Genomic DNA, 13,916 nt, shown 5'->3' with positions numbered 1-13,916 from the left:
CATATCGGCTATGCCGCCCGCGCCGCGGCCCGTGCGCGGCGGCTAGCCGAGATCGCCGAGCGCCTGACGCAACTCGCCGACGACCTCGAAGTCGTGCGGGCGATGGCCGCGCAACTTGCCCTTGATCAGGATCTGGCCGCCGAGGAATGGCGGCTGGCGCCGGCCGACGAGGCTTTACGCAACGCCCATCTCGCCGCTACCGCCAGCGCCCGCGAAGTCCAGACTGCTCGCCAGCTCTTGGCCGAGGCCGACCGTCAGCACCAGGAGGCCGATCAAGCGCTGCAGACGGTGCGGCAACGACTGGCCGCCGATGCCGCCGATCTGCGGCTGCCTGCGTCAGCGGCGGAATTGCCGGCAGTCGAGACAGCGCTCAACCAGTATCACGAGGCCCAGCTCGGCCTCGCGCAGGCGATCCGCGAGGTTCGTGTCGCACTGCCGGATCTGCAGCGGCATCGCCGCCGCGAGAGCGAAGCCCGCGACGAACTGGTCAGGCAGGACGAACAGTTGGCGATGGCCCGTATCGAGGCGGAAGAGGCCGCGGTCCGGCACCAGGTGTTGCGCGATGCGGTCGGGACCAAGGTCGAGGACCTGCACCGGCAACTGGCCGAGGCCGGCGCCGCCGTGCTTGCCAGCGATGAGGCCTTGAAACTGACGCGCAGGACGCTGGCTGCCGCCGGCGAAGCCCGCGCGATCGCCGGTGAGCAAGCCACGACAGCTAACGCGGCGTTCCAGCACCGCAGCGACGCGCGCAGCGAAGCGGTGGCGCGATTCCAGCGCTTCGCGGCTACCGGCCTGCTGTCAGCCGCGTTGCCGCAGACCGAACTGCCCGATCCGGACAGCCCCTGGACCATCGACCCCGCGCTGACCCTGGCGCGCCGCACCGAACAGGCATTGTCCGAGCTCAAGGACGACGACGACGCCTGGACCCGGGTGCAACGGCAGATAGGCGAGGACCTCACCGAGCTGCAGCGCGCGCTCAGCGCGCTTGGCCACCAGGCCCAGGCTGAGCAGAGCGACTGGGGCCTGGTCGCCCACATCATCTATCAGAATCGGCCCGAGCGCCCAGATCGCCTCGCCGCGCGGCTGGCCCAGGAGATCGCCCAGCGTGGCGAATTGCTCACCGCGAAAGAGCGCGCGGTGCTGGAGAATCACCTGCAGGCCGAAATCGCCGCCGAGGTGCAGCGGCTGCTGCAGGCGGCCGATACTCAGCGCGATGCCATCAACCGCGAACTCTACGCCCGCCCGACCTCCACCGGGGTCCGCTATCGTCTGCTGTGGCAGCCGCTGGCCGAAGAGGAAGGCGCGCCGGTTGGCCTCGAAGCGGCGCGCAAGCGCCTGCTCAACACCAATGCGGATCTGTGGTCGGCGGAGGACCGCGCGGTGGTCGGCGCCATGCTGCAGCAGCGCATCGCCGCCGAGCGCGAGCGCGCCGATGCGGGTGCCGGCAGGGATGGCGGTGGCAGCCTCATCGAGCAGCTCGCCCGCGCGCTGGACTATCGGCGCTGGCATCGCTTCCGGGTCGAGCGCTGGCAGGACGGTCATTGGCGTAAGCTGTCCGGCCCGGCCTCCAGCGGCGAACGCGCGCTCGGCCTCACCGTGCCGCTGTTCGCCGCGGTCGCCAGCTTCTACAGCCAGGGGAGTTCCTCCCTGGCGCCGCGGCTGATGCTGCTCGATGAAGCCTTCGCCGGCATCGACGATACCGCACGGGCGCATTGCATGGGTTTGATCCGCGAGTTCGATCTCGACTTCGTCATCACCAGCGAACGTGAATGGGCCTGCTACGCCGAACTGCCCGGCGTCGCCATCTGCCAGCTGCAGCGGCGTGAAGGCATCGACGCGGTGTTCGTGTCGCGCTGGAGCTGGGATGGCCGCGCCAAGATCCGCCAGGATGATCCCGACCGCAGATTTGCGCGGCCATGAGTTCCTCGGCCGACTCACGTCTGCAACGCCTGCTTGGCGGCGACCATTTCGCCGTGCTGCGCAAGCGCCTGCGTCGGCGCTTCGAACGCGCCCCGCTCGACGCCGTGGTTGACAGCTTTCGTATCGGCAAGCTCACCAGAGAGGAACATGCCGCATTGGCTTCGCTGCTCGGCCGTCCGCTGCGTTACGCCAATTCCTTGCAAGTCGATGTTCGCCTCGTCGATGCCGCGTTCCGGAACGCCGGCATCGCCACGTCGCTGCGCGACGCACTCGTGCAGCTCGATGGCCCCATTACGAATCTAGCCACGACGCGCCTCACGCTACAAGCGCTGTGGTCGGGCGTGCTGAGCGCCTGCGCCAATCGTGAACTGATTGAATTGCTGCAGGCTCCGGCGGGCATCGGGCTGCTCAAGCGTCTTTCCAGGCAGAGCCCGCCGGCGGCGCTGCAGCTCTGTCATCGCGTCGAAGCGGTGTTGCAACGCCTGCCGGCGAGCGGCATCACGCGTTCGCAATTGGCCGCCGAGGTGCTGGGCGACGCGCACGCGCTCGACAGCGGCCAGCCGACGGCGACCTTGGTGCTGGCTGCCTGGCGTCAGGTGATCGCCAGGATCGACGCCAACCATGATTGCGTCGATATCGAGCCCACGGAAGGCAGCGAGATGGAACGGGACAACGGCGCGGAACGTGACCGCGACGTCTGGGCCAAGGCCGGCGTGCTCGTCAATGAATTGGCGCGCCCGGCGCTCTTCCTGAACCTGCCCAAGCGCGATGCGCAACGCCGCGATCCATCGCCGGGAGAGCCTTTTTACGCATCGCTGCGGTCGCTGTTGCGTTCGCCGCCGCAGTGGGATGTAGCGAATCGCAAGGTCTATGTCTGTGAGAATCCCAATATGGTTGCGATCGCCGCCGATCGCTGGGGCCTCGATTGCGCGCCGCTGGTCTGCACCGACGGCATGCCCGCGGCGGCGCAGCGATGCCTGCTGTCGCAACTGGCGAAAGGACGTGCGCAGCTTTGCTATCATGGTGATTTCGATTGGCCGGGAATACGGATCGGCAACCACGTCATGCGCGAGCACGGCGCCCAATCCTGGCGCTTCGGCGCAGCCGACTATGAGGCCGCCATCGACGGGGCCACAGGTCTTGGACAGACTCTCACGGGAACGGCTGTCCGTGCATTGTGGGACGAAGAATTGATGGTTGCCATGCAGCGACACCGGCTCTCCATTGCCGAAGAAGCTCTAGCCGGTTTACTGTTGGAGGATCTCAAGCCCCCATAATGACCGGGTTTGCGGTTTTATTCTGAATGGCAATTTGGCGCGCCGCGGCCGATGAAGACGGGCAATATTGCTTCGCCGTAGCGCTACGATGCAACGGCCAATTCCACGCCGTCAGAGCTCAATCTGGCCGGACCCCGCCGATGATTCGACGAGGGCTCACTCCGATCGCGCATCGTCGGAAGGATCGCGCGCGCCGTGGCGCACCGCGTGAATGATGATTCCCGCGTTGGTCGCCTCGTAGAAGATGAGATATGGATATGGCGTCGTCGTCATGCGCCGAATGGTGGGGTCATCGGTCGCTGCACCAACCAGTGGATACCGCAGCAACAAATCGCTGACAGCGAGAATTCGGGCATGAATGCGTGCGGCTCCCTGCGGGGAACGATCAGCGACCTAATCCAGAATCGATGCAAGGTCGGCAAGGGCGGGAAGCGTATAGCGCAGCCTCATAGGCCATGCTTGGCCCAGACGGCCCGGACTTGCGCGTCGGTCGCGAACTCACCGCGGTCAGCGGCGGCCTTCGAGCGGGCAATCGCCACGCGCTCTTCGGGCGAAAGGACAATCGGCGCAGAAGCATTGGAGCCCGCAAGCTGCATGATGGCGCGCGCGATGTCATCCTGATCGTCTGACGGCAGACGACGCACGGCCTCCACAGCTTCATCGAGGAGCTTTGTCATGGCCCCAATATAGGGTTGGAAGGCGTCGAAGTCGAGAACCCGCCTCGCAGACTTTGGGTTACGGATTGTTACGGCGACACCAGATTGGCTAACCTGGCAATGTGGCGCGTGAACGAATGCTGCACGGTCACCGCAGCGTGCTGTAGCGTAGAATGGCGCGCCACGGCCGACGAAGATGGGCACTACTCGTTTGCCGTGGCGCTATGATGCCGCAGCCCACCACGCGCTCCAATCGGCAAATCTGCGACGCCCTCCGATCTTGCACTACGCCTCGATAGACGCTGGCCGGTCAATCTCCGGGCGACCCAACGGATGGGCCTGAAAGAGAGAACAGACCTGACGAGCCGTCCGATCACGCGGCTGTCTGGACTTCGCGTTCCACAAGCCGGCCAACATCGCGCATGGCGACGGCGAGATCGTACTGAGCCTGCAGGTTGATCCAGAATTGCGGAGCGTTGCCGAAATAACGGCCGAGGCGCAGCGCGGTCTCAGCCGTGACCGAGCGTTTGCCGTTTAGTATGTCGACGATACGGCCTGATGGCACACGCAACGCCCGTGCCAGTGCATTGGCCGAGAGCCGCCGTGCGTTCAGCTCGCGTCTCAGGATACGGCCGGGATGGATCGGAACCATTGCTGCTCCTCAGTGGTAATCTACAATTTCTACCTCATAGGCATCGCCGCCTTTGAAGCGAAAGCAAATGCGCCACGGCCCATTGATCGTGATCGCCCATTGGCCTCTTCGGTTGCCCTTGAGCGGGTGCAGCCCGACGCTCTTAAGCGGGCTGATGTGATCCAGTCGTTCGGCCGCGTTCAAGATTGCCAACAGCTCCAGCGCCGATTCGGTATCGAGACCGCGAAATCGGGACTTACCGGCCTCGAATAGTCGACGCGTCGCCGAATTGCCCCACGAGCGGATCACTTGGTGAACCTACAACGCTTCACGTGGTACGTCAATCGGATCGGCGGCCCTGGTGGATCGGCGGCCCTGGCCGCGAGCGAACGCTGGCGCAGCAGCGGTTACGCTGTGGTGCAGTAGCGTGCTCTGGCGTAGGTGGCGCGCCCGACAGGATTCGAACCTGTGACCTCTGCCTTCGGAGGGCAGGCGCCCATGCCACCAATCCCGGAACAACGCATTTATTCGATCGCAAGACTGGGGTGTTGCAAGCCCCCGGCAACCACGCCGCAGCTTGCCTCCTTACTCCGCGCTACGTTGCCTTGCGAAACCGCGCTATGGCTCTTTCATGACGTCGACCGCCGACGGAAATTGAAGGGCTGGGCCAGAACTGGCTGAGCCACCATCAGATTCCGCGACTGAACGGCGATCAGGCTGAGCGGTACGACGGCAATTTGCCCTTCGCTAGTCGCTTGGTGGCACTGTTGTCGATGACGGTCCATTGGACGGGACAGCCTTTTGTCGGAGGCGAAATCCCATTTTCCGGCTGTAGCTCAAACGGTGGATTTTCGTCTTGGAAAGTCGAAAATGCATTATATTTCAAATGGGGATTGACTGACACTCTCTCCGCCAGATTGCCGATTCTACGCCGTGATGCGCCGCTCTATCCGAACGCCGCCGATGTTGCGATCAATGGTCGTGTTCGGTGCCCTTGAACGGGTTGAACACTGTCGCGCCCAGACCGGCGACGTCGCGGTCGTTGCGCGTCACCAGCGTCAGGCCATTTGTCAACGCAGTCGCTGCGAGCAGGCCATCGATAGCCGGGAGGGGTCTGATGGCGCTCATACGACCCCATTGATCGGACACCGCGTTGTCGATGCCGAGCACGCGCCCATCGAATGCCGTCTCTACTTCACGCAACCAGCGTTCGAGCGCCACTGCCTTGCCCAGGTCCTGAGGGCGTGCAAGTTCAACGCCCTTTCGGATCTCACCAAGGACGAGCGTGCTCAGGAAGAGATCCTCGTCAGCAATGGACGCATACCAGGCAGACACATGGGCGTCGCAACGAGCGCCTTTTCGGACCTCGGAAATGATGTTGGTATCGATCAGGTAGCTCATAGATCGACGTCACGTCCAGGGGCCGGACTGCGATCGAGGTCGATCCCGTCGAGTGGCGCGGACGCAAGAAGTGCCTTCAGACTTACCTTGGGCGGCTCGCCAAAACGTTGCTGAAGAAGCCTGCGCGCCTCGGCTTGGCGCGAGGGATCGGACAAGGCAGCAGCAACACGGCGAACAAGACTCGCATCATCCTTGCGGACATTGACCTCGACTCGCACGAAACCCTGGCGTTCCATGCGTGCGCGGTGGGTCGCCAGAGATGATTTTGCTTTCGCCATTCCCGCGCCTCCGAATTTCCGGAAATCGTACCGGAAATCGTAGGGGGGCGCAAGGGGGCTATAGCGGCTATGGCGTAGACATAGTGCTCATCATCGTCGTTCGTGGCCCGCCAGCTGCTCAAAAAAACAGATCGCCGGAGCGCCCCTCTCAAACCACCGGCACCCGCCTCGCAGCGATGGCGGCCGGCGAGATGACGTCGATGTCGATCGGCACCCGCCACCGTCCGGTGTAGCGCACCCGCGGCATCGTGTTGGTTTCGCGCGCGCCTTCCAGCACGAAGCCATTGAAGCCGTCGGTCATGACCTCGTTGCATTTCTGCACATAGACCGGGAAGCCGCCGATATAGGGCATGAACACGCGCGGCCGGCCGGGGATGTTGGCGCCGACATACCAGGAGCTGCAGGTCGACCGCAGCGAGACCGTCGAGACGTCGTTGACGTGGTCGACCCAGGCGTCCTCGTCCTCCAGGACCGGCTCGATCGAGATGGCGCCGACGTCGCGCATGTGGCCAAGGCAGTCCGCCAGCCAGTCGACATGCTGTTCGATCGCCTGGATCATGCTGGCCAGCACCGAAGGGCTGCCAGGGCCGGTGATCATGAACAGGTTGGGAAAGCCTTCCGATGCGATCCCGAGATAGGCCCGCGGCCCCGCCTGCCATTTTTCGGCAAGCGTCCGGCCACGACGGCCGGTGATCCGGATCCGGTCGAATGATCCGGTCATGGCGGCAAAGCCGGTGGCGCAGACGATCGCGTCCAGTTGGTGCTCGGTGCCGTTGACCGCGATGCCATCCGCGGTGAAGCGCTCGATCGGCGTCCGCGAGACATCGACGAGCTTCACATGCGGCAGATTGTAGGTCTCGAAATAGCCGGTATCGACGCAGAGGCGCTTGCAGCCGAAGACGTTGTCCGGACACAGCAACTCCGCGATGGCCGGGTCTTTCACGATGCCGCGGATCTTGCGGCGGGCGAAGTCGGCGATGGTATCGTTGGCGGCTTTTTCGAACAGCAGATCGCCATAGGCCCCGAGAAACGGCAGGCCGCCGCGCGCCCAGGCTTGCTCGTACTGCTTTTCGCGATCCTTGGGGCTCGCCTCCAGCGCGGGGCTCGTGTTGAACGGAAAATAGAAGCCGGTCGGGCGTCCGCGCGCTTTGGCCCGCAGCGCCGGATAATCGGCTTTCGCCGCCGTCAGATATTCCGGCGTCAGCTTTTCATTCCAGGCCGGCACCGAATAGGTCGCCGTGCGCTGGAACACCGTGAGCGCGCTCGCCTGCTGCGCGATGATCGGGATCGACTGGATCGCCGATGAGCCGGTGCCGATGACGCCGACCCGCAGGCCGCTGAAATCGACGCCTTGATGCGGCCATTCGCCGGTGTGGTAAATCGGCCCGCGAAAATCATCGAAACCCCTAAAACTCGGACGGTTCGGCGCCGACAGGCAGCCGACCGCCATGATGCAGAATTTTGCCGTGACCCTGTCGCCGCGATCGGTCTCGATCAGCCAGCATCTGATGTCCTCATCGAAGGTTGCCGCGGTCACGCGGGTGTCGAACACGATTTGCCGGCGGAGATCGAAGCGATCGGCGACATGGTTGGCGTAAGCGAGGATTTCCGGCTGCGGCGAATATTTCTCAGACCAGTTCCATTCCTGGTCCAGTTCCTCCGAAAAGGAGAAGGAATATTGCAGGCTCTCGACGTCGCACCGCGCGCCCGGATAGCGGTTCCAGTACCAGGTGCCGCCGACGCCGCTGCCGGCCTCGAAGACCCGCGCCGAAAAGCCGAGCCCGCGCAGGCGATGCAGCATGTACATTCCGGCAAAACCCGCGCCGACGACGACGGCATCGAACGCCGTTCCGGTATCGGCAGGGCGCTGCTCGCGGGCTGGGCGATCTGCAGGCATGGTTGGTTTCGTCCCTGATTGTTGTTTTGGTCGCATCGGCCGGGCACGATATTTGAGAGATTAGGACTTCTCAGCCGGCCGCGGCAAGCGGGCGTGGTACTGGCGCGACGAATGGCACCTATGCCGTCGAGATTTCCTGCGCTCCGGTACCCGTATGATCGCCCCGGTCGGCGCGATCGGTCCTCAGGGTTCCGATGCTCTCACCAGCGCAATCAGCTCGTCGCCATAATGCTCGAGTTTCTTGTCGCCGATTCCGGGGATGCCGCGGAGGTCCGCCAGCGTTGTCGGGCGGGATGCTGCGATCCCGTCGATCGTCGAATCGTGCAGCACGACATAGGCCGGTACGCCGCGTTTTCGCGCGATTTCGGAGCGCCATGCTCTGAGCGCGTCGACCAGGGTGGGATTTGGCGCTTCACCCGTGCCGGATTGCGGGGCGATATCGCCGCGCCTCGATTTCGTTCTGGTTGCCCGAATGCGCGGGCCGGCCACCTGCTCGCGCAGCATCACCTCGGTCTCGCCCTTCAACACGCCTCGCGCGGTCGTCGTCAGCTTCAAGGCGCCAAAAGCCTCGCTGTCGGCGCGCAGATGGCCCATCGCCACCACCTGGCGCAGCACGGCGCGCCACTGCTTTTCGTTGAGGTCGCGGCCGATGCCGAACACGGACAACTTGTCGTGACCGAATTGTCCGACGCGCTCGGTCATGCGGCCGACCAGCACGTCGATCAGATGCATGGCGCCGAAACGCTGCCCGGTACGGTAGGCGCAGGACAATAACTTCTGCGCGACGATCTTGCCGTCGCTGACGCGCGGCGGCGACAGGCAATTGTCGCAATTGCCGCACCCGGCTTCGCCAGGGGTCTCGCCGAAATATCCGAGCAGGCGGCTGCGCCGGCAGCCCGCGGTTTCGGCGAGACCGACCAGCGCGTCGAGCTTGCCGACCGACACGCGCTTGAACGCCTCCGAGCCGGTGGATTCGTCGATCATGCGGCGCTGCTGCACGATATCGGACAGGCCGTAGGTCATCCACGCCGTGGACGGCTTGCCGTCGCGTCCCGCACGCCCGGTCTCCTGGTAATAGGCCTCGATGCTTTTCGGCAGATCGAGATGCGCGACGAAGCGCACGTCGGGCTTGTCGATGCCCATGCCGAACGCAATCGTGGCGACGATCACCATGCCATCCTCGTTGATGAAGCGATCCTGGTTGCGGGCGCGGATTTTGGCGTCGAGGCCGGCATGATAGGGCAGGGCCGCGATGCCGGCGCCAGCCAGCGCGGCCGCGGTGTCCTCCACCTTGGCCCGCGACAGGCAGTAGACGATGCCGGCATCGCCGGCATGGCGCTCGGCGATGAGCGCTTTAAGCTGCGCCACCGAATTCTGCTTGTCGACGATTTCGTAGCGGATGTTGGGGCGGTCGAAGCTCGCGACAAAACTCGGCGCACCGGCAAGCCCGAGCCGGTCCGCGATCTCTTTCCGCGTCAGTTCATCGGCGGTCGCGGTGAGCGCGATCCGCGGCACGTCGGCAAAGCGCTCGGCGATCACCGAAAGGCCGATATATTCCGGGCGAAAATCGTGCCCCCATTGCGACACGCAATGGGCCTCGTCGATCGCAAATAGCGCGACGCTGGCGCGCTCGAGCAAGCCGAGGCAGCGCGGGGTCAACAGCCGCTCGGGCGCGACGTAGAGCAGGTCGAGATCGCCGGCCAACAGCCGCGCCTCGACGGCCGCGGCTTCCTCGAACGACAGCGTCGAATTCAGCACCGCCGCCTTGACGCCGGCTTCCAGCAGGCCCGCGACCTGGTCGCGCATCAGCGCGATCAGCGGCGAGACCACGATGCCGCAGCCTTGGCGCAACAAGGCCGGCAACTGGTAGCACAGCGACTTGCCGCCGCCGGTCGGCATCAGCACCAGGCAATTGCCGCCGTTCGCGACATGCCGGACAATCTCTTCCTGCGCGCCGCGAAAGGCCGGCAGGCCGAACACGGAATTCAGGACGGAAAGCGCCCGGGCGGCGATGTCAGACGAGCGGTTCATTTCCAGATCGGTTGCGGACAAGCATTCCTCCGCCAACAGTTTAGGCGGTCTCACTGATAGGTCGCCACGATATCCGACACCGCGCGCTCGAGCTGCTGGGCGGTGGCGCATTGGCGCACGACGGTGCAGAAGGTCGCATAGCGCGGCATCTCGGAATCGCCAAAGCCCCAGGTCATGCGGCCCTCGGGGTTGAGCCAGACCAGCCGCTTCGAGCGCTCGCCGATGCGGCGCAGGATGTCGGCGCGGGGATCGAGGTTGTTGCTGCGAGCATCGCCCAGCACGATCACGGTGGTCTGCGGCGTGATCGCGTTCATCCACTCCCTCTCGAAATCGGCGAATGAGCTGCCGTAATCGGACGAGCCGAACCCGGCCTTGGACATGATCTCGGCCATCGCCGCTTCCGGCGATTGGGTCTCGAGGATGTCGCTGACCTCGATCAGATGCCCGGAGAACGCGAACGAGCGGACGTCGGAAACGACTTCGTGGAGGCTGTGGATCAACAGCAGGAAGAAATCGGAGACCCGCGCCACCGAGCCCGAGACGTCGCAGAGCGCGACGATCTTCGGCTTGTCGCGGTGCCGTCGTTTCCAGGCGGTGAGGAAGGGAATGCCGCCCCAGGCGGCGTTGCGGCGCAAGGTCCGTCGTACGTCGAGATGGCCGCGGCGCTGCCGCTTGCGCGGCTTGCTGTAGCGTTCGCGCAGGCGGCGCGCGATCTGGCGGATCAGGAAGCGCATCTGCTCGACCTGCCGCGGCTCGATCCGGGACAGCGGCGCGTTGCGCAAAATCTCGTTGCGCAGGTTTTCCGCTTCCTCTCGCCCGTAGAGCAATAGCGCCTGCGAGACCGTCTGGCGCACGGTGTCGCGGAGCGCTTCCAAGGTTGCCGCCAGCCGTTCCGCCAGCGCGGGATTTGTCGCGGTCAGCGCGTCGATATCGTCGCGCAGGCGCTGGATGCCCATGGCGTCGAGCAGACGGCCCGAGAAGATGCCGCGCTGGGTGAAGTAGCGGATCTCGGACAAGGAAGCCGCTTCGGAGGCATTGGCGATCGCCGTGGCGATCGCGTTCCTGTCCTGCGATACCAGCATCTGCGCGAGAGGGCCGAGAGTTTCCGCCGGATCGCCGCCGCTGGCGTCGCCGGCGGCATCGGATGCCGCACTGGATTGGTCCGTTTCCGACTGATCGCGTTCGCCGGCTTCGGACGGGGCTTGCGATGGCTCCGGCTGATCGAAGAACAGATCGAAGCAGTCGCCCAGCGCCTTCTTCTCATCCTGGGTCTTGGCAAGCGTCAGCAGGAACGTGTCGCGCAGGATGCCGCGGTCGGAAAAGCCGACCTGCGCGACCGCGCGCATCGCATCGATGCTTTCGGCGGGCGAGACCCGGACTCCGGCCCCCCGCGCCGCGCGAAAGAAGCGATGCAGGTTCTCTCTCATCGGGTTCAGCCGAAGACGTTTTGACGGGAAGCCTTGGCGATGAAGGTGGTGATCTGGGGCCGCGCGGCCTCGATATCGGCCTCATACTTCAGGAGAACGTTGAGCGTGTCCCTGACCATCTCATGGTCGAGCTCGGATGCCTGCAGCAGCACCAGGACGCGCGCCCAGTCGATGGTCTCGCTCACCGACGGCAGTTTCTTGAGATCGAGCGTGCGGATCTCGTGGATGAACCCCACCATCTGCTTGCGCAGCGCCTGGGAAATGCCGGGCACGCGGCTTTCGACGATGCGTTCCTCGAGCTTCTGCTCGGGGAAGCCGATATGCAAATGGAGGCATCGCCGTTTCAGCGCGTCGCCGAGATCGCGCTCGCTGTTCGAGGTCAGGATCACCGTCGGCGCCGCGACCGCGGAAACCGTGCCGAGCTCGGGGATGGTGACCTGGAAATCGCTGAGGATTTCGAGCAGCAAGGATTCGAACTCGGCATCCGATTTGTCGATCTCGTCGATCAGGAGCACGCAGCCGGCCGGCTGCTCCAGCGCCTGCAGCAGCGGGCGGGGCTCGACGAATTCCTTGGAGAAGAACACGTCGCCGAAATCGTGCAGTTGGGCGAGTGCCGCGTGCAGCGTGTCCGCTCCGCCGAGCACCTCGCCGAGCTTGTCCTTGAGGATCTGGGTGTACAGAAGCTGCTTGGCATATTTCCACTCGTACAGCGCCTTGGCCTCGTCCAGTCCCTCATAGCATTGCAGGCGGATCATCTTCAGCCCGCGCCATGCCGCGATCGCCTTCGCAAGCTCGGTCTTGCCGACGCCGGCGGGGCCTTCGACCAGAATGGGCTTCTCGATCTGCTGCGCAAGATAGACCGCGGTCGCGATCTGCCGGCTGGCAATATAGCCTTGCGCGGCGAGGCCGCTTTCCACTGCCTCGATCGAGGCCGAGGGCCGATGTTCAGCCACGAATTTCCACTCCGGATTCTGCGATTTTCAAAAGTGTTCTGCCTGCGTTCCCGGCAAAGAACAAGCCTCGTTTGGGCATTGGAGGTCGAGGGACGCCAAGGGACGCCAAGCGTTCTCGTATTTCCGCCTAGCGCAATGCCAATCCGGTCGCCGCCTCCAGCTCGGCGATCGCGTGCGCGGCGTTGAGCACCTTGATCGTGGTCATGCCCATCTCGCGCGCCGGCTTCAGGTTGACGCCGAGATCGTCGAGATAGACGCAAGCCCTGGGGTCGACCTTGAGCGTCTCGACCATCATCTGATAAATGCGCGGGTCGGGCTTTCGCAGCCCGATTTTCGCGGATTCGATGACGTGATCGAACAGCACCATCACTTCCGCGACATAGAGCGAGCGGCCGCTCCGGCTGCCGATCGCGTTCGCCGGCAGGTTGTTGGTGATGCAGCCGGTCTTGAATCTGGCTTTCACGCGCTTGAGCGCTTTGACCATTTCGGGCCGCAGGTCGCCTGAAAGCAGCGGCAACACGTCCTTGCCACGGACCTCCGCGCCCAGCGCACGGGATTCGGTTGCAAACAACTGGTCGAAAGCTTCGATATCCAGTTCGGCGCGCTCGAACTTCGCCCAGGCATTTTCCAGATGATTGGCGGCATTGGTGCGCCGGACGATGTCGGCCGGCAGTCCGCGCTCGCTCTCGAACCTGGCGAACGCCTCGAATGGCGAGGTGGTCAATACGCCGCCGAAATCCCAGATCACCGCCTCGATCATTCGTCCCCGCCCATTACTCTCCGCGCTCGGGAGCCGCTAACATGGAATGACCGGGGGAACCAGTCCGATCCGCCGCTTGGCGAGGCATGCTGCGCGGGCTATTGCTGCGCCGATGAAAATGCTGCCTCGAATGATGACGGGTCTTGCGTTGCTGCTCGCCTCGCCGGCTCTTGCCATTGTCGGCGGCGGCGCGCCGTCCGCCGAGGGTATTGCCCGATCGGTCGTCACCATCGTCGGCTCGCGCGGCAATTTCTGTACCGGCGCGCTGATCGCGCCAGGACTGGTGCTGACGGCGGCGCATTGCGTGCAGCCCGGCGCCGACTACAGGATCGTCGAATACGGTACGGACCGGCAGCCGCAATTGCAGGCCGTCAGGCGCGTCGCCATCCATCCCGCCTTCAACATGCAGGCGATGCTGGCCCATCGCGCCACCGCCGACGTCGCGGTGCTGCAGTTGGACGCGCCCGTCAATGGCAAGGCGCCATCCGCGCTTGGCGCGCCCGCCATTCCGATCGTGGTCGGTAGCCGCTTCACCATTGCCGGCATCGGGGTGACCGTGCGCGGCGACGGCAAGAGCGGCGGCACCGTTCGCGTCGCCGGCCTTGTCGCAACCGGCAAGCCGGGGACGCTGCAAATCCGCCTCGTCGATCCCTTGGGCCAGGGCTCGCGCGACGGGCTCGGTGCC

The 13,916-nt window shown here is 64.7% G+C and carries 13 protein-coding genes and 1 pseudogene; 3 read left to right on the top strand and 11 right to left on the bottom strand.

Translation table 11 applies throughout. The annotated features are described in order from the left end of the window. Both WCE35_RS14445 and WCE35_RS14440 read left to right on the top strand, forming a co-directional pair. Window positions 1-1,920: TIGR02680 family protein (locus tag WCE35_RS14445; RefSeq protein WP_424594019.1), on the top strand; the 1,920-nt coding region annotated here is incomplete at its 5' end. Beyond that, the gene (locus WCE35_RS14440) at window positions 1,917-3,197 is read left to right on the top strand and encodes a TIGR02679 family protein (RefSeq protein WP_424594018.1); all 1,281 of its coding nucleotides are present in this window, start codon (window positions 1,917-1,919) and stop codon (window positions 3,195-3,197) included. The genes WCE35_RS14445 and WCE35_RS14440, both read left to right, overlap by 4 nt. Before the next feature lie 156 nt (window positions 3,198-3,353). Here WCE35_RS14440 and WCE35_RS14435 read toward each other — a convergent pair. The 11 genes and pseudogenes from WCE35_RS14435 to WCE35_RS14385 form a co-directional block, all read right to left on the bottom strand. Further along, window positions 3,354-3,566: pseudogene (locus WCE35_RS14435) on the bottom strand (type II toxin-antitoxin system RelE/ParE family toxin); the annotation flags it as partial. A 77-nt stretch (window positions 3,567-3,643) separates the two neighbouring features. Further along, window positions 3,644-3,874 carry a hypothetical protein gene (locus WCE35_RS14430; RefSeq protein ID WP_424594017.1) on the bottom strand — a complete coding sequence of 77 codons (231 nt, stop codon included), beginning with the start codon at window positions 3,872-3,874 and terminating at the stop codon, window positions 3,644-3,646. Between the two features lie 352 nt (window positions 3,875-4,226). Further along, complete coding sequence (locus tag WCE35_RS14425) at window positions 4,227-4,505, bottom strand: HigA family addiction module antitoxin (protein ID WP_424594016.1); 279 nt, start codon at window positions 4,503-4,505, stop codon at window positions 4,227-4,229. Window positions 4,506-4,514: 9 nt separating this feature from the next. Then, on the bottom strand, window positions 4,515-4,793 hold the full coding sequence (locus WCE35_RS14420; protein WP_424594015.1) for a type II toxin-antitoxin system RelE/ParE family toxin: 279 nt from the start codon (window positions 4,791-4,793) through the stop codon (window positions 4,515-4,517). Between the two features lie 663 nt (window positions 4,794-5,456). Continuing rightward, on the bottom strand, window positions 5,457-5,885 hold the full coding sequence (locus WCE35_RS14415; protein ID WP_424594014.1) for a type II toxin-antitoxin system VapC family toxin: 429 nt from the start codon (window positions 5,883-5,885) through the stop codon (window positions 5,457-5,459). Continuing rightward, a complete protein-coding gene (locus tag WCE35_RS14410; protein ID WP_424594013.1) occupies window positions 5,882-6,163 on the bottom strand; it encodes a hypothetical protein in 282 nt (93 codons plus the stop codon). The genes WCE35_RS14415 and WCE35_RS14410 overlap by 4 nt, the downstream gene beginning before the upstream one ends. Before the next feature lie 148 nt (window positions 6,164-6,311). Further along, a complete protein-coding gene (locus WCE35_RS14405) occupies window positions 6,312-8,060 on the bottom strand; it encodes a flavin-containing monooxygenase (RefSeq protein ID WP_424594012.1) in 1,749 nt (582 codons plus the stop codon). Between the two features lie 183 nt (window positions 8,061-8,243). Further along, window positions 8,244-10,091 carry a DNA helicase RecQ gene (gene recQ, locus WCE35_RS14400; protein WP_424594020.1) on the bottom strand — a complete coding sequence of 616 codons (1,848 nt, stop codon included), beginning with the start codon at window positions 10,089-10,091 and terminating at the stop codon, window positions 8,244-8,246. 50 nt (window positions 10,092-10,141) lie between these two features. Then, window positions 10,142-11,518: a vWA domain-containing protein gene (locus tag WCE35_RS14395; RefSeq protein WP_424594011.1), complete on the bottom strand. Its 1,377-nt coding sequence runs from the start codon at window positions 11,516-11,518 to the stop codon at window positions 10,142-10,144. 5 nt (window positions 11,519-11,523) lie between these two features. Continuing rightward, window positions 11,524-12,471 (bottom strand): AAA family ATPase, encoded by a 948-nt coding sequence (locus tag WCE35_RS14390; protein WP_424594010.1) that lies wholly within the window; start codon window positions 12,469-12,471, stop codon window positions 11,524-11,526. 127 nt (window positions 12,472-12,598) lie between these two features. Beyond that, window positions 12,599-13,231: an HAD-IA family hydrolase gene (locus WCE35_RS14385; RefSeq protein WP_424594009.1), complete on the bottom strand. Its 633-nt coding sequence runs from the start codon at window positions 13,229-13,231 to the stop codon at window positions 12,599-12,601. Between the two features lie 112 nt (window positions 13,232-13,343). Here WCE35_RS14385 and WCE35_RS14380 point away from each other — a divergent pair. After that, window positions 13,344-13,916: S1 family peptidase (locus WCE35_RS14380; RefSeq protein ID WP_424594008.1), on the top strand; the 573-nt coding region annotated here is incomplete at its 3' end.

The sequence above is a fragment of the Bradyrhizobium sp. genome, assembly GCF_049691595.1.
GTDB lineage: Bacteria > Pseudomonadota > Alphaproteobacteria > Rhizobiales > Xanthobacteraceae > Bradyrhizobium.
This window is presented reverse-complemented; position numbering and strand designations above follow the sequence as displayed.